Annotated in this window: 22 protein-coding genes and 1 riboswitch; of the genes, 12 read left to right on the top strand and 10 right to left on the bottom strand. The window is 43.1% G+C overall.

What is annotated here, in order from left to right:
• Positions 1-65 precede the first annotated feature (65 nt).
• Both ACF8EG_RS10365 and ACF8EG_RS10360 read left to right on the top strand, forming a co-directional pair.
• On the top strand, positions 66-1,091 hold the full coding sequence (locus ACF8EG_RS10365; protein ID WP_021449333.1) for a porin: 1,026 nt from the start codon (positions 66-68) through the stop codon (positions 1,089-1,091).
• Between the two features lie 76 nt (positions 1,092-1,167).
• Positions 1,168-1,845, top strand: coding sequence for a DUF2057 family protein (locus ACF8EG_RS10360; protein ID WP_025557381.1), 678 nt, complete (start codon positions 1,168-1,170; stop codon positions 1,843-1,845).
• A gap of 112 nt (positions 1,846-1,957) precedes the next feature.
• On the opposite strand, the gene ACF8EG_RS10355 is transcribed toward ACF8EG_RS10360, so the two are convergent.
• The gene (locus ACF8EG_RS10355; protein ID WP_020840328.1) at positions 1,958-2,656 is read right to left on the bottom strand and encodes a pseudouridine synthase; all 699 of its coding nucleotides are present in this window, start codon (positions 2,654-2,656) and stop codon (positions 1,958-1,960) included.
• 311 nt (positions 2,657-2,967) lie between these two features.
• Here ACF8EG_RS10355 and ACF8EG_RS10350 point away from each other — a divergent pair, with 311 nt between their 5' ends.
• Positions 2,968-5,193, top strand: coding sequence for an NADP-dependent isocitrate dehydrogenase (locus ACF8EG_RS10350; protein WP_020840329.1), 2,226 nt, complete (start codon positions 2,968-2,970; stop codon positions 5,191-5,193).
• A 130-nt stretch (positions 5,194-5,323) separates the two neighbouring features.
• On the opposite strand, the gene cspD is transcribed toward ACF8EG_RS10350, so the two are convergent.
• On the bottom strand, positions 5,324-5,542 hold the full coding sequence (gene cspD, locus ACF8EG_RS10345) for a cold shock domain-containing protein CspD (RefSeq protein WP_005456215.1): 219 nt from the start codon (positions 5,540-5,542) through the stop codon (positions 5,324-5,326).
• 699 nt (positions 5,543-6,241) lie between these two features.
• Between cspD and clpS the strand changes: the two genes are divergently transcribed.
• The 3 genes from clpS to ACF8EG_RS10330 all read left to right on the top strand — a co-directional run bounded on the left by clpS (position 6,242) and on the right by ACF8EG_RS10330 (position 10,054).
• Positions 6,242-6,562: an ATP-dependent Clp protease adapter ClpS gene (clpS, locus tag ACF8EG_RS10340; protein WP_005456259.1), complete on the top strand. Its 321-nt coding sequence runs from the start codon at positions 6,242-6,244 to the stop codon at positions 6,560-6,562.
• A gap of 47 nt (positions 6,563-6,609) precedes the next feature.
• Positions 6,610-8,880: an ATP-dependent Clp protease ATP-binding subunit ClpA gene (gene clpA, locus ACF8EG_RS10335; RefSeq protein WP_005495889.1), complete on the top strand. Its 2,271-nt coding sequence runs from the start codon at positions 6,610-6,612 to the stop codon at positions 8,878-8,880.
• Between the two features lie 133 nt (positions 8,881-9,013).
• Entirely contained in the window at positions 9,014-10,054 is a 1,041-nt protein-coding gene (locus ACF8EG_RS10330) for a serine hydrolase (RefSeq protein WP_025794750.1), read from the top strand.
• Positions 10,055-10,122: 68 nt separating this feature from the next.
• Here ACF8EG_RS10330 and infA read toward each other — a convergent pair whose 3' ends face one another.
• The 3 genes from infA to aat form a co-directional block, all read right to left on the bottom strand.
• Positions 10,123-10,341 carry a translation initiation factor IF-1 gene (gene infA / locus ACF8EG_RS10325; protein ID WP_001040192.1) on the bottom strand — a complete coding sequence of 73 codons (219 nt, stop codon included), beginning with the start codon at positions 10,339-10,341 and terminating at the stop codon, positions 10,123-10,125.
• An 81-nt stretch (positions 10,342-10,422) separates the two neighbouring features.
• Positions 10,423-11,124, bottom strand: a complete 702-nt coding sequence (locus tag ACF8EG_RS10320) for an arginyltransferase (protein WP_053805634.1) — start codon at positions 11,122-11,124, stop codon at positions 10,423-10,425.
• Positions 11,121-11,831: a leucyl/phenylalanyl-tRNA--protein transferase gene (gene aat / locus ACF8EG_RS10315; protein WP_023585402.1), complete on the bottom strand. Its 711-nt coding sequence runs from the start codon at positions 11,829-11,831 to the stop codon at positions 11,121-11,123. The genes ACF8EG_RS10320 and aat overlap by 4 nt, the downstream gene beginning before the upstream one ends.
• 39 nt (positions 11,832-11,870) lie before the next feature.
• On the opposite strand from aat, the gene ACF8EG_RS10310 reads away from it, so the two are divergent.
• On the top strand, positions 11,871-12,347 hold the full coding sequence (locus ACF8EG_RS10310; RefSeq protein ID WP_005495881.1) for a glycine zipper 2TM domain-containing protein: 477 nt from the start codon (positions 11,871-11,873) through the stop codon (positions 12,345-12,347).
• 161 nt (positions 12,348-12,508) lie between these two features.
• On the top strand, positions 12,509-13,789 hold the full coding sequence (aroA, locus tag ACF8EG_RS10305; RefSeq protein WP_025524897.1) for a 3-phosphoshikimate 1-carboxyvinyltransferase: 1,281 nt from the start codon (positions 12,509-12,511) through the stop codon (positions 13,787-13,789).
• A 57-nt stretch (positions 13,790-13,846) separates the two neighbouring features.
• Here the strand turns inward: aroA and ACF8EG_RS10300 are convergent, their stop codons facing one another.
• Complete coding sequence (locus ACF8EG_RS10300) at positions 13,847-14,095, bottom strand: YciN family protein (protein ID WP_005478953.1); 249 nt, start codon at positions 14,093-14,095, stop codon at positions 13,847-13,849.
• 464 nt (positions 14,096-14,559) lie between these two features.
• Here ACF8EG_RS10300 and topA point away from each other — a divergent pair, with 464 nt between their 5' ends.
• The 4 genes from topA to ACF8EG_RS10280 all read left to right on the top strand — a co-directional run bounded on the left by topA (position 14,560) and on the right by ACF8EG_RS10280 (position 21,377).
• On the top strand, positions 14,560-17,190 hold the full coding sequence (topA, locus tag ACF8EG_RS10295; RefSeq protein WP_069505358.1) for a type I DNA topoisomerase: 2,631 nt from the start codon (positions 14,560-14,562) through the stop codon (positions 17,188-17,190).
• A gap of 596 nt (positions 17,191-17,786) precedes the next feature.
• Positions 17,787-19,004, top strand: a complete 1,218-nt coding sequence (gene glgC / locus ACF8EG_RS10290; protein ID WP_023585404.1) for a glucose-1-phosphate adenylyltransferase — start codon at positions 17,787-17,789, stop codon at positions 19,002-19,004.
• A complete protein-coding gene (gene glgA / locus ACF8EG_RS10285; protein WP_079858861.1) occupies positions 18,994-20,451 on the top strand; it encodes a glycogen synthase GlgA in 1,458 nt (485 codons plus the stop codon). The genes glgC and glgA overlap by 11 nt, the downstream gene beginning before the upstream one ends.
• A gap of 122 nt (positions 20,452-20,573) precedes the next feature.
• Positions 20,574-21,377: an alpha/beta fold hydrolase gene (locus tag ACF8EG_RS10280; protein ID WP_005495870.1), complete on the top strand. Its 804-nt coding sequence runs from the start codon at positions 20,574-20,576 to the stop codon at positions 21,375-21,377.
• A gap of 41 nt (positions 21,378-21,418) precedes the next feature.
• On the opposite strand, the gene ACF8EG_RS10275 is transcribed toward ACF8EG_RS10280, so the two are convergent.
• The 4 genes from ACF8EG_RS10275 to purR all read right to left on the bottom strand — a co-directional run bounded on the left by ACF8EG_RS10275 (position 21,419) and on the right by purR (position 24,709).
• Positions 21,419-21,739, bottom strand: coding sequence for a putative signal transducing protein (locus tag ACF8EG_RS10275; RefSeq protein WP_021485379.1), 321 nt, complete (start codon positions 21,737-21,739; stop codon positions 21,419-21,421).
• Positions 21,739-22,431: a TVP38/TMEM64 family protein gene (locus ACF8EG_RS10270; protein WP_020840339.1), complete on the bottom strand. Its 693-nt coding sequence runs from the start codon at positions 22,429-22,431 to the stop codon at positions 21,739-21,741. The genes ACF8EG_RS10275 and ACF8EG_RS10270 overlap by 1 nt, the downstream gene beginning before the upstream one ends.
• Positions 22,432-22,642: 211 nt before the next feature.
• Positions 22,643-23,233 (bottom strand): TfoX/Sxy family DNA transformation protein, encoded by a 591-nt coding sequence (locus ACF8EG_RS10265; protein WP_005457243.1) that lies wholly within the window; start codon positions 23,231-23,233, stop codon positions 22,643-22,645.
• A 116-nt stretch (positions 23,234-23,349) separates the two neighbouring features.
• A riboswitch (cyclic di-GMP riboswitch) is annotated at positions 23,350-23,439 on the bottom strand.
• Positions 23,440-23,704: 265 nt separating this feature from the next.
• Positions 23,705-24,709 carry an HTH-type transcriptional repressor PurR gene (gene purR, locus ACF8EG_RS10260; RefSeq protein WP_005457245.1) on the bottom strand — a complete coding sequence of 335 codons (1,005 nt, stop codon included), beginning with the start codon at positions 24,707-24,709 and terminating at the stop codon, positions 23,705-23,707.
• Positions 24,710-24,879 lie beyond the last annotated feature (170 nt).

Below are 24,879 nucleotides of genomic sequence, written 5' to 3'. Positions count from 1 at the left end.
TCAAAAATATAAAAAAGGGAATTCGGAAAGGATATCCCAAACTAAGAAAAGGCAGTGGATTAATTATGAAAAAGACTCTATTAGCACTAGCTGTAGTTGCGTCTGCAACTTCAGTTAACGCAGCGGAAGTATTCAAATCTGAAGAAGGTTCTGTAGATTTCTACGGTCAACTACGTCCAACTCTTCTATTCCTAGACAGCACAGACCACACTGCAGAGCTAAACACTAGCTCTTCACGTATGGGTGTAAACGGTGTTTACGTTGTAAACGATAGCCTTAAAGTTCTAGGTGAAGTTGAAATCGGTGTTGCACTTGGTGACAACTACGGTGCAGGCGCAGATTCAAGCGAGCGTACAGATGACACTGTATTCGTTCGTCGTCACATCTTCGGTTTCGACATGGGCGATATGGGTACACTTCGTTTCGGTAAAGAAGGTACTTTCGCGGATGACGTTTACGGTGCTGATTACTCTTACTTCTTTGGTGGCTCTGCTCTTCTTTACGGACACGAGTGGAACAACGACTCTCAAATCAAATACTCTTTCGAAAACGATGCATTCTGGCTAAAAGCTGGTTACGCGCTAGGTGAGAAAGACAAGAACGAAGAAGTTCGCGAAGTATTCGTAGGTAAGTCTTTCGGTGAACTATCTGTTCACGCTGGTGTACTTTCTTCTGTAAATAAGATTGCAGTTAAGAATGTTGCGCACAACACTGAAAACCTATCTTTTGAAGTAACTGGTGAATACGCACTTGGTGAGCACACTCTAGGCGCGACTTACTACTACAACGAAAACGAAGATAAAAACGCTAACTCAACTGTTGATTCTCACGGTATCTCTCTAGCGGGTATGTTCGCTGTAGCACCTAAGACAACTCTATACTCTGGTTACGAACTAGTAATGTCTTCTTCTGATGTTGCTGGCACTGTTGACGCAGACGACTCTCGTTTCTACGCTGGTGTTGAATACAAGTTCTCTAAATGGGCTCGCGTATTCGCTGAAGGTGCATACGTATTTGAAGAAACTAAGCTAGACAACTCTAAAGTTGACAGCAAAACTGACTTCGGTGTTGGTGCACGTTTCTACTGGTAATCAAAACCCAGTCTGATATTGTAAGACCCAGCTTTATGCTGGGTCTTTTACTATGAAGATAAGGATGAGAAATTCTATGCAGTTATCATTTAAAGTGGCGATGGCTCTGTCTATTTTTGCCTGCTCAAACCTATATGCTGCAACAACTCTGGTGGTTCCTGAAGATGTTAAACTTCTGGCTGTCAACATGGAAAAACCTAAGTTGGAAGGTGGGATCTTTTCTGATGAAAAGACAATAGAAATACCTGATGGGACGAATCAGATTGTCTTCAAATATCAACCTGAATTTGAAATTGGCGACGATATTAAAAGTGTATATAGCGATGTGATTATTGCTAAGTTTGATGTTAATAATGAAAAGCTTAAGTTCCAGCTTCCTCAATTTAATACGTATCGCCAAGCTCAAACGAGCATTTCTCCATTAGAGTGGCAACTGTTGGACTCTAAAGGCCAGACAATCGATTTAGTAGAAGATACTCTCGAATCGGAGGGTGTTCAAATAGGTCGAAACTATCCACAAGAAGCCCGCAGTTATAATATTGCTGGTGGTGTCGCTAGTGTTGCAGTTACTTATGTTACTGTGAATCAGCATCAACAAGTTGTAACGGGTATTGAGCCTGCTTCAAAAACCGTAGAAAGCACTCAAGGTTCTGGGCAACAAGATACGCAAATGGTCGACTTGCTAAAAACTATGTATCTAAAAGCTTCTCCGACCGATCAAGAAGCATTCAAGCTCTGGATCTCACAGCAATAATTCATCAACAATAATTGTTATTAGTGACGATAAAAATATAAAAAGCAGGCAATGGCCTGCTTTTATGTTTTTTGATGTTGACTACTTTAAGGAATGTGCTGTTTTAAGATGGCTAGAGCTGAATCTCTTTCCATTGGCCAGGCTGCAAGTCTCCAAGGGTAATGTCGCCCATTGAATAGCGTACTAAGCGTAAAGTTGGGAAGCCGATATGAGCGGTCATGCGTCTTACTTGGCGGTTTCTACCTTCAACGATAGTGATTGCTAGCCATGTCGTTGGAATATTTGCACGAAAACGAACTGGTGGGTTTCTCTCCCAAATCGTCGGAGCATCAATGACTTCTACTTTTGCGGGTAAGGTCATACCATCTTTTAATTCAACGCCTTTACGCAACTTCTCTAAATCTTGCTCTTGTGGCGCTCCATCCACCTGTACCCAATACGTTTTCGGCGACTTTGATTTCGGCTGAGTCAGCTTCGCTTGTAGGATACCATCATTGGTTAACACCATTAGGCCTTCACTGTCTCTATCTAGTCGACCTGCTGCGTATACGTCTTTTACTGGAATGTAGTCAGCCAATGTTTTACGGCCGTCACCATCGGTAAATTGGCTCAGCGTATCGTAAGGCTTATTGAAAATAATGACTTTTCTATTTTGCAGGTCGACTCGAGGTTTATTGGCTTTGGCTGTGCGAGTAGGGTGGCGTCTTGTGGTTTGATCCTCTACACGGTTTGGTTTACCGGAACGTTTAAAATGGCCTGTTTTAGATTGGCTGGTACGACGCCCTTTTTCATGACCTGTGCGAGATGACATGTTAACTACCCTACAAAAATGTAAATGAACTGTGTTTGAAAGTTTTAAGTTTTCTTAAGATCGGCTATCATTTGCGCGCCTAAAACTAACAAATGCGCACAGAATAATAGACTATTTCGTGTTATTTGTTTAATTATATCAGTGCACTCATGGATTCAGAGCCAAGAGCTTCAAACTACAAGAAAGAGTGCAAACCGCATGTGGCGTTAGCGAGGAGATACACACTACTAACGTGTAGCAATGCGTCAATTACACCAACTCAGACGCTGAGTTGATCAGCCAACAAGTTGATTCAAAAATAGGGAAATTTCATGCCTACAGAAAAACCTACCATTATCTACACCATCACTGATGAAGCACCGGCGCTAGCAACTTATTCATTACTACCAATCATTCAATCGTTTACTGCATCGTCTGGCATCAACGTAGATACTCGTGATATTTCACTAGCGGGTCGAATTATCGCTAACTTCCCAGAGCACTTAAAAGAAGAGCAACGCATTGGCGACGCGTTAACTGAGCTGGGCGAACTCGCACAAACACCAGAAGCAAATATCATCAAGTTGCCAAACATTTCGGCTTCTATTCCTCAGCTAAAAGCCGCAATCAAAGAGCTTCAAGCTAAAGGTTACGACCTACCAAACTACCCAGAAGAGCCAAGTACTTACGAAGAAAAAGCGATTAAATCGGCTTACGATAAGATTAAGGGCAGTGCGGTAAACCCAGTACTTCGTGAAGGCAACTCTGACCGTCGTGCGCCACTTTCTGTTAAGAACTATGCAAAGAAAAACCCACACTCAATGGGCGCATGGTCATCAGATTCTAAATCTCATGTATCAAGCATGGCGGGTGACGATTTCTTTGGTAGCGAGAAATCAACAACCATTTCTGGCGCAACAGAAGTAAAAATCGAGTTTGTTGGCGCAGATGGCTCTGTAAAAGAGCTAAAATCTGCTTTCCCACTGTTAGACAAAGAAGTTATTGATAGCTCTGTACTGAAGAAAAAAGCATTGGTTGAGTTCTTCGAAAAAGAAATTGCAGATGCGAAAGAGCAAGACGTACTGCTTTCTCTACACATGAAAGCGACGATGATGAAGGTTTCTGACCCGGTTATCTTCGGTCACGCTGTAAAAGTGTACTACAAAGACGTTTTTGCTAAATACGGTAAGTTATTCGAAGAGCTTGGCGTTGATGTAAATAATGGTCTTGGTGATGTTTACTCGAAAATCGAGTCACTACCAGCAGCACAGAAAGAAGAGATTGAAGCGGCAATTCAGGCGGTTTACCAAACTCAGCCTGAACTTGCGATGGTTGATTCGGATCGTGGCATCACGAACCTGCATGTCCCAAGCGACATCATTGTCGATGCATCTATGCCAGCAATGTTGCGTTCTTCTGGCCAAATGTGGGGTCCTGACGGCAAGCAAAAAGATACTAAAGCGATGATCCCAGATCGCTGCTATGCAGGTATCTACCAAGCAGTTATCGATTTCTGTAAAGAGCACGGCGCATTTGACCCGACAACAATGGGCAGCGTACCAAACGTGGGTTTGATGGCTCAAAAAGCAGAAGAGTACGGTTCTCACGATAAGACGTTTATCCTAGATGCAGCAGGTACAGTACGTGTTGTTGATGCTTCTGGCGCAGTGCTGCTTGAACAGGCGGTAGAAGAGGGTGACATCTTCCGTATGTGTCAGGTAAAAGACGCGCCAATTCAAGATTGGGTGAAACTTGCAGTAACTCGCGCACGTGCGACAGGCGTTCCAGCTGTATTTTGGCTAGATGAAAACCGCGCACACGATGCAGAGCTTATTAAAAAGGTCAATGCATACCTGCCAGATCACGATACGACAGGCCTAGAAATTAAGATTCTTGCTCCAGTAGAAGCATGTAAATACTCATTAGAGCGAATGAAAGCTGGTCTAGATACTATTTCTGTAACGGGTAACGTACTTCGTGACTACCTAACAGACTTGTTCCCAATTTTGGAATTGGGTACATCCGCTAAAATGCTCTCAATCGTTCCGTTGATGAACGGCGGTGGCCTGTTTGAAACCGGTGCTGGTGGTTCTGCTCCAAAACACGTTCAACAAGTTGAGAAAGAAAACCACCTTCGTTGGGATTCTCTAGGCGAGTTCTTAGCATTAGCTGCTTCTCTAGAGCATTTAAGCTCAGTAACTGGCAATGCTAAAGCGCAAGTTCTAGCCGATACACTAGACAAAGCAACGGGTGAATTCCTAGACAAAAATAAATCGCCATCACGTAAAGTAGGTGAGTTGGATAACCGTGGTAGTCACTTCTACTTAGCACTGTACTGGGCGAAAGCATTGGCAGAGCAAACTGTGGATGCAGACTTAGCCACTGAATTTGCACCTATTGCAAAATCTCTTGCTGAGCAAGAAGAGAAGATTGTTGCAGAACTTAATAGTGCTCAAGGCGTGAAAGGTGAGCTAGGTGGTTACTACTTACTAGACGATGTTTTGGTTTCTAAATTGATGCGTCCAAGCGAAACGTTTAACGCAATCATCGACAAGTAATCTGCGGATGACACGTCGTGACCGGCGTGTTTTTCAGATAATAAGAAACCCGCTTAATTGGCGGGTTTATTTTTCTCTTCACAAAGGTTTAAGCTATGTGAGAGCAATGGTTTCTACGACAGCACTCAATTTACTTGGCTTGGGCTTCAATTGGCACAACGCTACTTGCGTGGCAACCCTTTGGACCTTTTTCAATCTCGTAAGAGACTTGTTGGCCTGCTTTCAGTGTACGATAACCGTCCATTTGGATAGTTGAGTAGTGGGCAAAGATGTCTCCTTCCTCTTCGTCTGAACAGATAAACCCAAATCCTTTGGCATTGTTAAACCACTTTACTGTACCTGTAGCCATGCTTATACATCCCTCATGCATTTTTTACTGATGTTGTTACAACAACCAAGTTATACCTTTAACTTGGTACTACTGTTAGCGACCGCTAACAAACGTCTCATTGATACAGAATCACATTCACCAAGTTGCTTAAATTCAAACTGATCCAGAATGAGGATTTATGCATCAATACTTTCCACTGTAGTCAATGAATCCATACAGTCAATAGTGTCGAGCAACAAACGGAAACATAATTGAAAACAAATCACTTTTGAGATTAACAATTTTTCAAACTGTTTTTTGGACGTACGCCGAAGTTTAGATATTTAGACCAAAAAGCGACGGGTTACGAAAAATCCATACTGTTGGTGTTGCTTATGATAGTGAAATCATCGGATTGAATAAAAAATGAAGTTTTCGTGATAAATAACCTTTTCTCAGTGAGGAAGTGTGATCTAACACAAAAATTAGCGTTGGTTAGATTCTGTTCGTTAGCTAGAAAAGAGAGTGATTTTTGAGTAAAAGTTCAGGGCTTATCGATAACCATCTTTTATTTGCGCGCCCGCGAGACGTGGATTAGTCTCTATATTAGGTAGCAACTTTTATCTATCAAAGTTCTAAATCGGTGCCACATCTCACTACACCGCACAGCATGCTTGTGGTAGATTGTTTTTATAGGTCGAAAACATCAACCCTTTGATACGATATCTTTAAATTGCCATGAGTAAAAATTTTGAATGGGTCACTCCGGACTCTGATCTTCTGGAGCGAGAAAGTACAAAAGTTCAGCCACCTAAGCTGTATAACGTTGTACTCAATAATGATGACTATACACCTATGGATTTCGTCATAGAGGTACTTGAGCGATTCTTTTCACATGATATTGATAAAGCAACACAAATCATGCTCAAAGTGCACTATGAAGGAAAGGCAGTCTGTGGAACTTACAGCGCAGAAATTGCCGAAACAAAAGTAGCGCAAGTTACGATGTACGCAAGGGAAAATGAACATCCGCTACTTTGTACTATGGAGCAAGCGTAGAAGAAGACTTGCTCGAACAACCCAAGTTGTTTTTTCGGGAGGTACTTATGCTAAATAAAGAACTAGAGTCAAGCCTTAACGGTGCATTTGCTCGTGCAAGAGACAAACGTCACGAGTTTATGACTGTCGAACACCTCCTACTTGCATTGTTGGAAAACGATGCAGCTAAGGAAGCCCTTTTAGCCTGCAAAGCAGACCTCGATGCTTTGCGCAATGAGCTCGATATATTCATCGATCAAACTACGCCGCTTATCCCTGAAAGTGATGAGACGCGCGAAACCCAGCCGACTTTGAGTTTTCAACGTGTATTGCAACGCGCGGTTTTCCATGTTCAGTCGTCTGGTCGCAACGAAGTAACGGGTGCTAATGTATTGGTCGCAATCTTTAGCGAACAAGAGTCGCACGCCGCTTATTTATTGAAGAAAAACGACATTTCTCGCTTAGATATTGTCAACTTTATCTCCCACGGTATTACGAAAGCTTCTGGCGCCGGAGAAGATCCATCTTCTTCAGATTCGTTTAGCTCGGATAGTGTCGAAGAAACAGGTTCCGATGAGCGTTTAGAAAGCTTTGCAACAAACCTCAACCAAGTGGCGAAGGCCGGTAATATTGATCCATTAATTGGCCGTGACAAAGAGCTAGAACGTACGATCCAAGTTCTATGTCGTCGTCGTAAGAACAACCCATTGCTCGTTGGTGAAGCTGGTGTGGGTAAAACGGCAATTGCAGAAGGCCTAGCTTGGAGAATTGTTGAAGGCCAAGTGCCTGAGGTGATTCAAAATAGCGTTATCTACTCACTTGATATCGGTTCGCTGCTAGCAGGCACTAAGTATCGTGGTGATTTTGAGAAACGTTTCAAATCGATTTTGAAGCAGCTTGAAAAAGAAGAAGATGCCATCCTGTTCATTGATGAGATCCATACTATTATCGGTGCTGGTGCAGCGTCTGGTGGCCAAGTCGATGCGGCAAACTTGATTAAACCTCTACTAAGTAGCGGTAAGTTGCGCTGTATTGGTTCAACTACCTACCAAGAGTACAGCAATATTTTCGAAAAAGAGCGTGCGCTATCTCGTCGCTTCCAAAAAATCGACGTTGTCGAACCATCTCTGGACGATACAACCAAGATCCTGATGGGCTTGAAACCAAAGTACGAAGCTCACCACGAAGTGCGTTACACCAACAAAGCACTGCGTGCAGCCGTAGAGCTGTCTGCGAAGTACATCAACGAACGTCATCTACCTGACAAAGCGATTGACGTTATTGATGAAGCCGGTGCTCGTAGTCGATTAGCTCCAGCAAGTCGTCGTAAGAAGACGGTTGGCGTGGCTGATATTGAAGCCATGGTTGCAAAAATGGCTCGAATTCCAGAGAAGTCGGTGTCTTCATCTGACAAAGACATCTTGAAGAATCTTGATGGCAAAATGAAGATGCTAGTCTTTGGTCAAGACAACGCTATTGATGCGCTTTCGGAGGCTATCAAACTGTCTCGTGCTGGTTTGGGCGTAGATAACAAGCCTGTGGGTTCGTTCTTGTTTGCAGGGCCTACTGGTGTGGGTAAAACCGAAGTAACTGTTCAGCTATCGAAACTGCTGGGTATTGAACTGCTTCGTTTTGATATGTCTGAGTATGGTGAGCGTCACTCTGTGAGCCGCTTAATTGGTGCTCCTCCAGGTTATGTTGGTTATGATCAAGGTGGCTTGTTAACCGATGCCGTTATTAAGCATCCTCATTCCGTTGTTCTGTTGGATGAGATTGAGAAAGCGCACCCAGATATCTTTAATTTGTTACTGCAAGTGATGGATAACGGTACGCTGACGGACAACAATGGTCGCAAGGCCGACTTCCGTAACGTGATCCTTGTGATGACCACTAACGCGGGTGTGGCTGAAACTGAGAAGAAATCGATCGGTTTAATCCAACAAGATCATAGTCACGATGCCATGGCAGAAATTAAGAAGGTGTTCACTCCGGAGTTCCGTAACCGTCTTGATAATATCATCTGGTTTAATAGCCTAGATGAAAGTGTTATCCATCAAGTGGTTGATAAGTTTATTGTCGAGCTTCAAGTCCAGTTGGATGCTCGCGGAGTATCCATGGAAGTATCGCAAGATGCTCGCCATTGGTTAGCACATAAAGGTTATGACAAAGCGATGGGGGCACGTCCAATGGGCCGTGTAATCCAAGAGCAATTGAAGAAGCCATTGGCAAATGAACTGTTGTTCGGATCACTTGTTGATGGTGGTACGGTGAAAGTTTCGTTAGTAAATGATGCGCTTGAATTTGAATATTTGAGCGAGAAAGAAGCAGCAATGCACTAACGTTTGTCGTTAATTTCAAATCAAAAGCGTGCGATTGGTCGCACGCTTTTTTTATATCTGTCTAGCACGAAGACTCATCTCTTTATTTCTGCTTTATTCATGGTTGTGCATATTGAGGGATAAAGAGGAAAGCATGAAAACTTTCATTATAGCGTGGTTGCTTATCCTACTCGTAGGGTGTGATAAACACGCCGTAGTTGTTGAGGCGAGTAAGCCAGAGTTTGATCCTATCATTCAACGAGTAGAACAAGGACAAGCAGCAAACCTGCATAGCTTACTAGTGTGGCAAGATAACCAGTTGACGTTGGAACTGTATCGTCAAGGTGGTGGGCTTGACGGTAATCGTCAAACACCAAATGTGCCTGTCGGGCAAGAGATTGTGCATAATGTGCATTCTGTCACGAAATCCTTTGTGGCTACGCTGATTTTCATCGCTATTGATGAAGGCAAAATCGAAGGGTTAGATACGCCAATATTTGATTTCTTTCCAGAGTATACCGAGCCAGATAGAAAGGCGAAGCTAGCGATAACATTACGAGATGTTCTAAATATGTCCACAGGCTACGCATTGGACGAATTGTTCGTACCATATGGACAAGGCAACATTTTTTTTCGTCATTACAATGCGAAGGACTTAAAACAGCAGTTTCTTTCCACTCAATTAGCTTTTGATCCAGGAACAAAGTTCGCGTACAGCGGTCTTTCTACAGTTGGTCTTTCTAAAGTGATTGAAAAAGTATATGGGCAATCATTTACGAAAGTAATGAAAGAGAAGATTTTTTCCCCTTTAGGTATTGAAGAGTATCAGTGGCTGCCAAACATTGGCAGTGGCGAAGCAGGAGCAGACTGGGGCTTACGTCTAACATCGCGAGATATGGGTAAGTTTGGCTTGATGTGGCTGAACAAAGGACAATACAACGGAACGAAAATTGTTGGTGAAGAATGGTTGAATGAACTCAGAAAGAGTAAGTTCTATTCGTATGAGATGGGGTATGGGTTACATTTTTGGCAGGTTTCTAACGTTGAGAATGGCGTTGCGGCTGTAGGGATAGGAGAGCAGTACATTGTTGCCATTCCGAACAAAAATGCAGTGATTGTCACGACCGCTGGGAACTACGAAACAAGATCTAGACCAGTGTTAACTCTGATCCAGCAATTGGCCGAGTTACTTTAATTCAATGTTTACAAATAAAAAACGGAGCAAAAATGCTCCGTTTTTTATTTGCATCCGAAAATCAAAGATTAACGAGCGCGGAAGACGATGCGGCCTTTTGATAGGTCGTATGGAGTCATCTCTACAGTTACTTTGTCACCCGTTAGGATACGGATGTAGTTCTTGCGCATCTTGCCAGAGATGTGAGCAGTCACAACGTGACCGTTTTCAAGTTCAACACGGAACATAGTGTTTGGTAGAGTGTCAAGGACAGTACCTTGCATCTCGATTACGTCTTCTTTAGCCATTTAATCCTCTTTAGAAATTAGGCAATATTAGCGAGCGTTATTGTGCCGCTAAATAGGAATTATGTAAAGTTGGGGCGTATTCTACCCTTGCCAACGCTGATTTACTAGCCTTTGGTGGCGTTGAAAACGCGTTTTGTAGTTCATTGCTGGACATTCATCAATCTGATAACCCAAATATAGCCACTGCTCGTTATTTTGTTGGCAGTAGTTCACTTGGTACAGCACCGCTAGTGTACCGAGTGAAAGTGGGTAGTCTGGTTCAAAAAACGTATAAAACGCGCTAGAACATTGTGCCATCACATCAGTCACCGCTACACCAAGTAGTTGATTTGATTCATCATAGATGTGCAAGAACAACGTTGTCAGCCAGTTCGTTTGTGCAAAACGTGAGAACTCATCTCGCTTTGGAGGGTACATGGTACCGTTTTTGTGTCGCTTGCAAATGTAACGGCTGTAGAGCTCAAACCACTCGGCGTCCATCTCCGTTTTCATCTCCCAACGCAGATTTTTGGCTTTACTGAGCAGTCGTTTTTGACTCTTAGATAGTACGAAATCAGGTATCGATATGCGAATAGGCTGGCAAGCATGGCAACGCTCGCAATGTGGTTTGTATATCGTATCTCCGCTTCGACGAAAGCCATTAGCCATCAATAGTTGATAGTTTTGTTCAGTATGTAATTCAGCGTCCAATGCCACCGCAACACGCTCTTGTCGCTCCGGTAAATAGCTACAAGGATGGTTGTTGGTTAACCCAATTCGAATGTGTTGTAGATCTGTGCTCATGATTCTGAATCCTGCAAAACTTGGGGCGTAAAGGTGTCAGAAGCCGTTTGCTTTTCTCTTAAAGATAGTAGCTTTTGTATGAACTCGTCTCGGTCAAGTTCAAATGCGCCGAGGGATGCCAAGTGCGGGTTCATCACCTGACAATCTATTAATTGACCATGCTTTGACGCCAAATGCGAACACAAATACCACAATGCGATTTTTGATGCGTTGTCTTTCAAACTGAACATGGACTCGCCACAAAAAAGTTGACCCACGCTAATGCCGTATAAACCGCCAACAAGCGTGTTGTCATGCCATACTTCTACTGAGTGGCAATGCCCTAGGTTGGATAGCTGAATATAAGCGGCTTGCATCTCTTCATTCAGCCATGTTTCATCTGCTGGCCGGGTAGACGAGCAAAGTTGAATGACGCGCTCAGTCGCTTGATTTATAGTGACTTTATATTGATGCTTGCGCTGAAACTTTTTAAGACTTTTTGATGGCTTAAACGTTAAAGGATCAAACACCGCACGTGGCGAAGGACTCCACCATAAAATGGGTTCTCCTGGACCATACCAAGGGAAAATACCTTGGTAGTAGCCACTCAAAATTCTATGTGGATCTAAGTCTCCGCCAAAAGCCAACAGACCATTGGGATCTGACAGAGCTTCGTAAGGGGATGGGAAGTTGAACGTTGAATCGAGTTCAGTTAAATAGATTGCCATAGAAAAGTACTGACCAATATCGAACCAAAGGAACTTGTGATGACTCGAGTTAGAAAATTTTTGAAAGTATGTCCTTGGATCATACTGTTTTTACCCCTTTTCGCCAATGCAGCGTACCAAAGGAATGTCGCAAAACCAGTGAATGAAGTGGTGTACGGGAAGATAGATTCAGTGCGTTACATCACTCAACAAGAAGTTGTGCAATCGAAAAGTAACGGTTGGAAAACCCTATTAGGGGCAACCATTGGTGGTTTAGTTGGCAACCAGTTTGGTGGTGGCACGGGTAAAGAGGTAGCCACAGCAGTTGGCGCACTGGCTGGCGCTGCGGTTGCTCAAAACCAAAGTAATTATCAATACACAGTTGAATATAAGTTGGTTGAACTGCTAATTAAAGTTAAAGGCGATAAACTGATCAACGTTATTCAGGATGTTGATAAAAATATGCTGTTTAGCCGAGGGGATGAAGTTCGTATCTTATATTTCGATGATGGAGTGCGCGTAGATTTAGCGTACTGAGTGGGTGTTTTAGCGTCAATTTTATCGTTGACTAATTATTCAGAAATTAGCGCAGATTTGCTCTGGTTTTGTGCTGGTTTTTTCGTTAGTCTGAATCCACGAAGAATTGTTTAGCTCTCACAACAGCGTGAATTGAGAGCACAAAGGATTATCAACTTTTAATGGAAAGCCTAACGTTACAACCGATCAATAAAATTCAAGGGGAAGTGAACCTTCCTGGTTCCAAAAGTGTTTCTAATCGAGCACTTTTACTCGCTGCATTAGCAAAGGGGACGACTCGTCTCACCAACCTTCTCGATAGTGACGACATTCGTCACATGCTAAACGCACTCACTAAACTAGGCGTGAAGTACACATTATCTGCAGATAAAACAGAATGTGTAGTTGAAGGCCTTGGTCGTCCGTTCTCAGTATCAGAACCTGTCGAGCTCTTTCTGGGCAATGCGGGCACAGCCATGCGACCTTTAGCAGCCGCACTTTGTGTTGGTCAAGGTGAATATGTGCTTACTGGCGAGCCTCGTATGAAAGAACGACCAATTGGTCATCTTGTGACTGCATTGCAAGAGGCGGGAGCAGATATTGAATATCTGGAAAACATAAACTACCCACCACTAAAGATTGTCGGTACTGGTCTGAAAGCAGGCACAGTGTCGATTGATGGTTCTATTTCTAGTCAGTTTCTCACGGCTTTTTTGATGTCTGCACCACTTGCCGAAGGCGAAGTGCGTATTAAGATTGAAGGTGATTTGGTATCAAAGCCTTACATTGATATTACGCTGCATATCATGAAGCAGTTCGGTGTCGAAGTGATCAACAACGACTATCAAGAGTTTGTGATTCCAGCTGGTCAGCACTATGTTGCGCCTGGTGATTTTCTTGTGGAAGGGGATGCTTCGTCGGCTTCTTACTTTTTAGCTGCGGCAGCAATCAAAGGCGGTGAAGTCAAAGTAACTGGCATCGGTAAAAATAGCATCCAAGGTGATATTCAATTTGCTGATGCGCTAGAAAAAATGGGCGCAGAGATTGAATGGGGCGATGATTACGTTATTTCCCGCGTCGGTAAGCTTAAGGGCATCGATATGGATTACAACCATATTCCAGATGCAGCAATGACTATCGCGACGACGGCTTTGTTTGCTGAAGGTACCACGGCAATTCGCAATGTTTATAACTGGCGTGTAAAAGAAACCGATCGTTTGTCTGCAATGGCAACAGAGCTTCGTAAAGTTGGTGCGGAAGTGGAAGAAGGTGAGGATTACATCATCGTTAAACCAGTACCTCACCTTAAACATGCGGCGATTGATACCTACGATGATCATCGTATGGCGATGTGCTTTTCTCTGGTGGCGTTAAGCGATACACCAGTGACGATTAATGACCCTAAATGTACGTCCAAAACATTCCCGGATTATTTCGACAAGCTTAAAGCGTTGAGCAGCTAGATCTCTAACTGAAAAGCCAGAGCGATGATGCTCTGGCTTTTTTGTCTTAATTTGCTGTTATTTAATCAGCGTAAATTCTTTAGAAAGGTGATGGGCTAAGTATTTGAACATATTGAATACTGCCGTAGTATTTGCGGTTGGTAAGCCTTTGTCATCCAGAAAGTACTCACCTTTAAACACCAAAACCCCGTCTTTTTCTTCTACGCTTGTCGCTCGCATTCCGTTGATGTAATCATCGTGCTCTTGGATGATTTGGTTTGCGATTAAAAGAAGGTCGAATTCTTCAATAAACTTTCTATCAGACATAACGTTCTCATCATTCATTACAAATTAAAAAGTGTGGCGAAGTATACCCATATTCTTTAAGGGTTTGCATGATTAATTCCATCACCACGTTGGTTGATTTGAGGCGAGGGTTAACTCAGTACTGAGGTTACGCGGATACAAAGTGGCTTTCAGCGCAACAACCTAAGGTTGCGCCATATTGACAGAAAATATTTTGTGATGAGTAACAAAATTTATTGCATTGGATTAGCAGTAGCAAAGTTTGCCTGCTTAGATATGCCGCTCAATACCTTTCAGACCCCTGTCTCTTTGAAGTATAAAGACGATGAATTGTCAACCAATCGGATCTGAATTTCAAAAAAGCAGTTGATCTTCTTTTCATCTCGCACAATAGTAAAAAAAGAAGCAATGAAATAGAACACTATGCGGGTGACCTTAAAACGAGGTTTCTACCCGCATTATTATGAAGGACGTTAGAGTCAGTTATGGGTAAATCACTCGTTATAGTGGAGTCTCCAGCCAAGGCAAAGACGATAAATAAGTACCTTGGTAAGGACTTTATTGTTAAGTCTAGTGTTGGTCATGTGCGTGATCTGCCTACGGCCGGTCAAAGCACTGGTGAGAAGAAAGCTGCAGCTATCTCAACAAAAGGGATGAGCGCAGAAGAGAAAGCGCGCGTTAAAAAAGAAAAAGATCGCAAAGCGCTGATCAAAAAAATGGGGATTAACCCATATCATGACTGGGAAGCGAACTATCAGATTCTTCCGGGTAAAGAAAAAGTCGTAAGCGAACTACAAAAATTAGCCAAAGATGCTGATTGCGTTTATCTCGCAACCGATTTGGACCGCGAGGGGGAAGCAATCGCATGGCACCTTCGTGAGATCATCGGTGGCGATGAAGAGCGATACAAACGAGTAGTCTTTAACGAAATTACTAAAAATGCTATCCAACAAGCTTTCCAGACTCCTGGCGAGTTAAATATGGATGGCGTTAATGCGCAGCAAGCTCGTCGATTCATGGACCGCGTTGTAGGTTTCATGGTTTCTCCATTGTTATGGAAGAAAGTGGCACGTGGCCTGTCTGCTGGTCGTGTTCAATCTGTAGCGGTGAAGCTATTGGTAGAACGTGAGCGTGAAATCAACGCATTTGTGCCAGAAGAATTCTGGGATATTCACGCAAATACCAAAACTAAAGATAAGTCAGATTTCAAACTGCTGGTTGCGCAGAAAGATGGCGTTGCGTTTAAACCTGTTAACGAAACAGAAACTAAGGCAGCCATTTCTGTTCTTGAAAACGCAAGCTACGAAGTGTGTAAGCGCGAAGACCGCCCGACGAAGAGCAAGCCTTCTGCGCCATACATCACATCAACATTGCAGCAAGCGGCAAGTACCCGTTTAGGTTACGGCGTTAAGAAAACCATGATGTTAGCTCAGCGTCTGTATGAAGCGGGTTACATCACTTATATGCGTACCGACTCGACTAACTTGAGTGCGGAAGCAGTTGATGCTGTTCGTGACTTCATTGATTCAGAGTTTGGTGACAAGTATCTTCCAGCTAAGCCACTAACGTACGGCAGCAAAGAAGGTGCTCAAGAAGCGCACGAAGCGATTCGTCCATCTGATGTGTCAGTGAAAGCAGAAGACTTGCAAGGTGTAGATGCGGATGCTCACAAGCTTTACTCATTGATCTGGAATCAGTTCGTTGCGTGTCAAATGACACCTGCAGAATATGATTCAACCACAATCAGCGTAAAAGCGGCGGAATACACGCTAAAAGCGAAAGGTCGTATCCTTAAGTTTGATGGTTGGACTCGCGTACAGCGTCCAATGGGCAAAAACGAGGACACAATCCTTCCTGCGGTACAACTTGGCGATAAGCTGAGCTTAGAGTCACTTGACCCTAAACAGCACTTTACAAAGCCACCTGCGCGCTTTACGGAAGCTGCATTGGTTAAAGAGCTAGAAAAACGAGGCATTGGTCGTCCTTCGACTTACGCATCGATCATTTCTACTATTCAAGACCGTGGCTACGTAAAAGTAGATCAGCGCCGATTCTACGCTGAAAAAATGGGTGAAATTGTTACTGACCGTCTTGATGACAGCTTCAACGATTTAATGAACTACGACTTTACTGCGCGTATGGAACAGAAACTGGACCAAATCGCAGAAGGTGAAGTGAACTGGAAAGCAGTGCTAGACAACTTCTTTGCGGATTTCACTGGTGACCTAGAAAAAGCCGAGTTAGATGAATCTGAAGGTGGTATGAAGCTAAACCACATTGTGATGACGGATATCGAGTGTCCGACATGTGGTCGCCCTATGGGTATTCGTACCGCTTCTACAGGCGTATTCTTAGGCTGTTCTGGTTACGCATTGCCACCTAAAGAACGTTGTAAGACAACCATTAACTTGGGTGACGAAGAAGGTATTATCAACGTTTTAGAAGAAGACGTTGAAACGGCTGCTCTTCGTGCGAAAAAACGTTGTCCGATCTGTGAAACTGCGATGGACGCGTACTTGATTGATGACAAGCGCAAGATGCACGTTTGTGGTAACAACCCGAACTGTGAAGGCTATGTTGTTGAGTACGGCGAATTCAAAGTGAAAGGCTACGATGGCCCTGTTGTTGAGTGTGACAAGTGTGGCTCAGACATGGTGCTTAAGAACGGCCGCTTTGGTAAATACATGGATTGTACGAGTGAAACTTGTAAGAACACCCGTAAAATCCTGAAGAACGGTGAAGTAGCGCCACCTAAAGAAGATCCTGTGCACTTCCCTGAATTGCCATGTGAAAACTCAGATGCGTACTTCGTGCTTCGTGATGGTGCTTCTGGCCTATTTATGGCGGCAAGCAACTTCCCTAAATCGCGTGAAACAAGAGCTCCTCTAGTCTCTGAACTGGCGCGTTTTGAAGAGCGTCTACCAGAGAAGTTTAAGTACCTAACAACGGCTCCTCAAGAGGATCCAGATGGCCGCCCAGCCGTGGTTCGCTTTAGCCGTAAGACGAAAGAGAACTATGTTCGTTCAGAAGACGACGGTAAACCAAGTGGTTGGACTGCACTTTACGTTGATGGTAAGTGGGAAGTCACTGATAAACGTAAAAAAGCGAAAGCTTAAGCTCAACTTGTAAAATAAAGGCAGCAAATACGCTGCCTTTATTTTTATATCTTCCTGTCTAAGCGGGTTTCCATCTGCTCCTTTCCCTACCGTTTTTAAGCTCTGTTTTCCCACTTTTAGCGATTTGTTTTGTATGAATCTACAAGTGTCTTTTCTGTAAACAACATTCAGTTGAACTATTCATTTTATATTCACACATTTGTTATATCTTGGTATTTCAAATATGAACTGTAGTTAACGCGTTCGTAAATTGTTTTCACAATGTAATCGCTTACTTGGCCTTGTGTGATCTGGATATCGTCTTGAGCAAGTAACCTTTGTATGCAACACAGAACGGCATATTAAAAATTGTAATTTAGATTCTGGTTGGATAATTTATTACAAAATTAGTGCAATTGTATGCATTTATTTAGCGTCAAAAAATAAGAACAATTTGAATATTTGCATACTGGAAAATGCAATAGCTTTTTTATCTACACTGCAAGGGCTCAATAGAGGCTCAGGTGTAGGTGCAACAATGTATTCGCTTGACTCCCCGAGTTTTACTCATTCAAGTGAGTACTAAATCCAAGCTATAACGATATGGAGAACAACGAATGGCTGGTGTTTTGGGAATGATTCTTGCTGGCGGTGAAGGCTCTCGTTTGAGACCTTTAACTGAATCCCGTAGTAAACCTTCGGTACCTTTTGGTGGAAGTTATCGGCTGATTGATTTCGCTCTAAACAACTTTGTAAATGCGGATCTGATGCGCATTTATGTCCTTACTCAATTTAAATCTCAGTCTCTTTTCCATCACTTGAAAAAAGGGTGGAACATTAATGGTATTACTGATCGCTTTATTGACCCAATTCCTGCGCAAATGCGTACGGGTAAGCGTTGGTATGAAGGCACTGCAGATGCTATCTATCAGAACCTACGTTTTATGGAGCTTGAAGAACCGGATCAGGTTTGTATCTTTGGCTCTGACCACATTTACAAGATGGACATCAAGCAGATGCTGAACTTCCATACGGAGAAGAAGGCGTCATTGACGGTGTCTGCACTGCGCATGCCACTAAAAGAAGCTTCTCAGTTTGGTGTAATAGAGGTTGATGCTGAAGGCAGAATGATTGGCTTTGAGGAAAAACCCGTTAATCCAAAATCGATTCCTGGAGAACCAGATTTCGCGTTAGTCTCGATGGGGAACTACGTATTCGAAGCACAAGTTCTATTTTCTGAACTCGTGGAAGATGCAGACAATGAAGCTTCTTCTCATGATTTTGGTAAAGATATCATCCCGAAAATGTTCCCTCGTGGTGACGTTTTTGTCTATGACTTCAGCACCAACAGAATCAGTGGTGAGAAAGAAGAGGTTTACTGGCGTGATGTAGGTACGATTGATGCTTATTGGCAAGCGCACATGGATCTATTAGAAAAAGACGCGCCATTCTCTTTGTACAACCGTAAGTGGCCTCTTCATACCTATTACCCACCATTGCCACCTGCAACGTTTACCGATTCAGACAACGGTCGAGTGCAGATCATCGATAGCTTGGTATGTAATGGCAGTTATGTTCGTGGTTCTCGTATCGAGAAGTCAGTACTTGGATTTCGCAGCAATATTGCATCCGCGTGTGATATTAGCGAATGTATCCTATTAGGTGACGTAAAAATTGGCGAAGGCTGTGTGTTACGTCGTGTTATTGTCGACAAGGATGCCGATATTGCACCTGGCACTCAAATTGGTGTGAATCTTCAAGAAGATAAAAAGCATTTCCATGTGTCGGAAGAGGGCATTGTTGTTATTCCGAAAGGAGCACGAGTTGGCTACTAACAACTTATCCATTCTGTTTGTAGCTTCTGAGGTTGAAGGTCTTATTAAAAGTGGTGGCTTGGCAGATGTTGCCAAGGCACTGCCGGAAGCTCTTCAAAACCTACAGCAAGATGTAAGAATTACGATTCCTGCGTACACCAGTATCGAAAGATTAGCGGACGCAGAAGTTGTGCTAGAAACAAATCTAACGTCATGGCCGCATACAAAGTATCGAGTTCTATTGCTTACGTTAGGAAACAATCCTGTCTATCTGATTGATTGTGAGCCGTACTTCAATCGACCATCAATGTATGCAGAGAACAACCAAGCGTATACCGATAATGGTGAACGTTTTGCGTTTTTCAGCGCTGCATGCCTCGACATGTTGCCGAAACTGGCGTTTCAACCTGATATCATCCATGCAAATGATTGGCACACAGGGCTGGTTCCGTTTTTGCTTAAGCACAGGTATGGCAATGATCCCTTTTTTGCTCATACAAAAAGCGTCATTTCAATTCATAATGCGGTCTTTAAAGGCGTATTTAGTTACGACGACGTACAGTGTTTGCCTGAGTTTCACTGCCGAAACGTTCCCGATGCGGCGGTGAGTGCAACGCATATTACTATGCTCAAAGCTGGCGTAATGAATGCCGATAAGATAAATGCAGTCAGCCCCACGTACGCTGAAGAGCTAAAGACAGAACTTGGCAGTCATGGAATGGCATGGGAGTTTCAGCAACGGGCAGGGGATCTAGTCGGAATTTTAAATGGTTGCGATTACAGTGCTTGGAATCCAGAAACTGATGTTTATTTGCCAATGAACTATAGTGCCGACAAACAAAGTATGGTTCTAGGTAAAAACACTTGTAAACGCGCATTACAGCAGAGGCTAAACCTTGCTGAAAAAGACGTAGCCATGTTTGGTATGGTTTGTCGTTTGACTCAGCAAAAAGGCGTGCATTACTTGCTGCCGGCTTTGGCGGATTTTTTGAAGCATGATGTTCAAGTCGTTGTTGTTGGGACGGGTGATCCCGTTTTGGCTGCACAATTGGAAGAGGTTGCGGCGCAATTCTCCGACAAGTTTGTATTTGTTGAGGCGTATGACAATGAACTCGCGCATTTAGTTGAAGCTGGTTCGGATTTCTTCTTAATGCCTTCTGAATTCGAACCATGTGGCTTAAATCAGATCTACAGCATGGCTTATGGCACCTTACCTATCGTGAGAGGGGTAGGTGGCTTAAAAGACAGTGTGAATGATTACTACGTAGACCCTTGCGACGCTACTGGATTTGTATTTTATGAACCGACGTCTCAAGCGCTGCTACTTACTATGCTGCGAGCGTTGCTGTTGTATGCGCAAAACCTGACGGAAGTGCAAAGAGTACAACTGCATGCAATGCAAAAAGATTTCTGCTGGCGGAAGGCCGCAGAATCGTATTTGCAACTCTATCGTTCAGCGTTAAATTGACGCAAGTTTGATAAAAAGTGTAACCAAAGGCACCTATTGAGGTGCCTTTATTACCTTGGTTTTACGGAGTGTGATAGGATTCTGTCACTCTCTATCACAAAGAATCTTACTTATACTGACTCATGACTCAGCCACTGCTTTTTCACAAAACCTATTTGCATCCTACTAGTAATGAGTGGGTTGTTTTCGTGCATGGTGCTGGTGGCAGTTCTTCGATATGGTTTAAACAAATTAAAGCATATAAGCAGCACTTTAATTTGTTGCTGATCGACTTACGAGGACATGGAAAATCCAATCAGCTTTTGAAAGAGTTGATAACTAGTCGTTACACCTTCACGGAAGTGACGCAAGATATATTAAAAGTGCTGGATCACCTAAAAATCCAGTCGGCGCACTTTGTTGGCATGTCGTTGGGTACGATCATTGTTCGAAACTTAGCGGAGTTGTCTTCTGAAAGAGTTCGTTCGATGGTTTTAGGCGGTGCGGTGACACGCTTGAATACGCGTTCGCAGATTTTGGTTAAGTTGGGTAATTTCTGTAAACATATCTTGCCTTATATGTGGTTGTATAAACTGTTTGCCTACATTGTGATGCCGCAACGAAGTCAGCGTGAATCAAGGCATTTGTTTATTCGAGAAGCAAAGAAGCTGTGCCAAAAAGAATTTAAACGCTGGTTTATTCTTGCCGCGGATGTAAACCCATTGATGAAGTACTTCAAAGACAGAGAGTTACCCATACCGACATTGTATTTGATGGGTGATAGAGACTATATGTTCATCCAACCGGTGAAAGAGATGGTTGCAGCGCATAAGCTCAGTATCTTGCGTGAAATTCCAAACTGCGGTCATGTTTGCAATGTAGAGCGTCCTGAAGATTTTAACCAACACTCTATCGAATTTATAAAGCAACAAAGTATCGTCGCCTAGCCATCAAGATAGACACCTAAAATGCGAGAATAGGGGAGTGATTATGGCTCCCCAATTTGATATCCACATTGCCAACACGCACCAAACTGTCCTTCGTTGTGTTCAAGACAATGAGGACATTGCCAGTCTTCATATATGTTGCTTTGTGACTGCTGCCTAAATGCTTCAATAATTGCGTGAGCTTTCAATTGTTGTTCTGGATCTAATAGCCAAACATAAGGATCAGTATCATCGCCAAAAGGAAGCTCACCTTTCAGACCAAAAAGTCCTTCGCCACGCACCTCACAGCATATATCTTCAGTTTTTAATAGTTCACATACGATGTGCGCTTCTGCTGGATTTTTCGCGATAAAGATTTTCATCAAATACTGCCATTTGGCTGAGTAGGGGTTGGCCTGACCTTATTCATAACCCATTTTACGAGTATTGGAAACAGCCCCAGCAAAGCAAAAGATGCTAATACAGTCGGGGATACGATACCAGAAAGGCTATCAATGGTTGCTAACTGAGTACCAGCGTTAAGGTAAACGGCAGTACCAGGGAGCATGCCTATTTGACTGGTTAAATAAAAGCGCGCAATGCTCATAGGTGTTAATCCCATCAGTAGGTTGATGAGGAAAAATGGGAACACTGGAATTAAGCGCAAAGAAAACAGATAAAACGCGCCATCCTTTTTTACTCCTTGGTTAATCGCAACAAGCTTTTCCCCAAATCTCGATTGAACCCAATCCCTAAGCAAATATCGGCTACTCAAGAAAGCTAAGGTCGCACCGATCGTACTGGCAAAAGAAACCAAAAGTAAGCTAAACCAAAACCCAAACAAAGCTGCGCCTAGCAAAGTAACCACTGCTGCTCCGGGAATAGAAAATGCGGTAATCGCAACATACGCTAAAAAATACACCGTGGCGGCATAGACGATGTTGGTTTCGATGAATGAATTGAGCGCTTCTTGCTGCGCTTTTGCGTTTTCAAGCGTTAGGTATTGACCAAAATTAGCGCCTAACAAAAGAATGGTGGCAACAAGTATCAGTCCAAAGATAAGTTTTTTATTCATGTGTGCTCCGTTTCTATATCTAGGCTACCGCTTAAAGTATTCATACTGAATATTGTTTTAACAATCTCGTTATCGAAACTAAGTCGTGGCGCTGAAGATACGGGTGTTTTGGGATTTACAAAGGAGTAGACACGAGGGGAGCTATAAAAATTTCATAAAAAAACCGCAGTTCACACTGCGGCTTTAGTCGATAGATTAGAGCAGACTTCTGTTACGAAAGGCCATTCATTAATTCTTCACGACGAGACTGGGGAACTACACTCCAGTGTGTGCCGTTAATAGCACCTTCTAAGGCCCAAAGTAGCTCAAGGCTAACTGTGGTGGAGTGCGTGTCTCTGATCGCTTTATAAGCACTTAGTGCGCCTTCTTCTTCAAGTTGAGCAACAGAATCAATACCCGCTTTCTTAAGCATTCTTTCTGTAGCCAATCTCAGATTCGGCAGATCTTTCAAGCGATTAGGCTTAGTGCTCGCTTGTTGTTCTTTCTCAAGTTTGGCGTTTTCTAAGGATTTTTTCGCTACTTCAATTAAGCGATCGCTAGATTCCCATAGTTCGCTGGAAATAGCGTAGTACTTAGTAACGACTGGGAAGCCACGTTTTTTATAAACGTAAGGCTTTAGACCCTGTGTCTCGAAGTCAGATGAAGTTTGTTGGTCTGCTCGTATATGAAGCTGGTTGTTTACCACTAGTGCAAACATCGTTTCATCAGCGAAAAGTCCGAAGCCACCAAACATTGAGCGCGACTTGATAGTACCAAGTGCCTCAAATAGCTTCATAGAGTCTTTGAGTATCGGTTTATCCATGTTTTGTTATCTCGGTGTAATTAATATTACGCCACCAAAAGTCAGGTCCGAGAGAGTAGCAAACGTGCGCAAAGGCAATGTCATTAAAGGGTAAAGACATTGGTTGCACACTTGCCATCGGTAACCCCGCTACCTTCCATATACTACTATGGTTCAGGCCGGAGGCTTTGCGTCCCACCCTTTCGGATGGTTTGCCCTGTGCGTGACCAGATGAGGATACTTCGTATATTGAATTAACATCACACTTTAGATTTTAAAACGTGATCTTGATTCAATAAATAATGCCATTTTGTGCATGGGTACTCATAATTGAGAATTGTATTTAATGTTTGAAAAGAAGCGGGAATTAATAATTCACATGTAAAGAAAACAGTAACTTATGGAAGTTATTGTTTTTAAGAATGAGGCAAAGTGTGCGGGAAGTGTTATTTTTTTAATAAAAAAAGCGCCCCTAAGGGCGCTTGTGTTCATTTAATTAAGTTTCTTAACGGTGTTGCGGATAACAATCTCTGGTTGCATCTCGAACACACGCTTTTCGTGTTCTTTATCTTTAATGCGTTCAAGTAGGATCTCAAACGCATTTTTACCCACACGACGTTTAGGTTGGTGAATCGTTGTTAGTGGTGGTGAGAAGTACTCTGCAAGTTCAATGTTGTCGTAACCGATAACAGAAACGTCATCTGGAACCTTGATGCCGTTTTGTTGCAGACGGCTCATTAAGCCAAGTGCCATGGTGTCGTTAAAACAGAATACTGCAGTAGGGCGTTTTTCCATCGCGGTGATCTTGTCTGCAACCAGTACCGCAGTATCACATTCAAAGTTACCTTCAAGAATCCAATCTTCATTGATTGGCAGTTTTGCTTCAGCCATGGCACGACGAAAACCAGCGATACGCTCTTGGCAAGCAAGTTTCTCAAAGTGACCACTCAGGCAGGCGATGTCAGTATGGCCGTTATCGATAAGGTATTTAGTTGCTAGGTAGCCACCTTCTTCAGAGTTATCGATGATCTTGTCCGCACGAGAACTCTCTGGGCCCCAATCCATCACAACTTTCGGGATGTCTGAGTGACGATCTAGCATCTCTTTTAGTTCTTCGGTTAGATCTGAACACATCACCAAAATGCCATCTACACGTTTCTCAGCAAGCATGCGGATGTAGTCGCGCTGTTTCTCGTAGATGCCGCCGGTATTACACAAGATCAATGTGTAACCTTGACGGTAGCAGTAACTTTCTACACCGTCGATCACTTCAGAGAAGAATAGGTTAGTTGACTGTGTTACCAACATACCAATAGTACGAGTTGAGTTGCATTTTAAACTACGAGCAACTGCGCTTGGTGCGTAGTTAAGCTCATCAACCGCTTTCATTACTTTTTCTTGGGTTGCTTCTGCAACAAAACGTGTCTTATTAATAACGTGCGAAACTGTCGTGGTAGAAACGCCGGCTAAGCGAGCAACGTCTTTTATAGTGGCCATAAATGATGTCCTGTATCGAGCTACTTAATACCGTAGTGAATACAACCATACGCTTAGTTTTTTGCGCAAACTAAACACCACAACAACAGTAGTGTCTATTCTAGTAGGCAGCGGTTGTACCGAAATCGGTATAAAAAGATTTGTAGCAACTTGGTTGAAGGTACTCGGCT

Source organism: Vibrio sp. YQ_11 (assembly GCF_043103065.1).
Lineage (GTDB): Bacteria > Pseudomonadota > Gammaproteobacteria > Enterobacterales > Vibrionaceae > Vibrio > Vibrio parahaemolyticus.
Note: the sequence above shows the minus strand (reverse complement) of the source record. Positions and strands in the feature narration are given on the sequence as shown.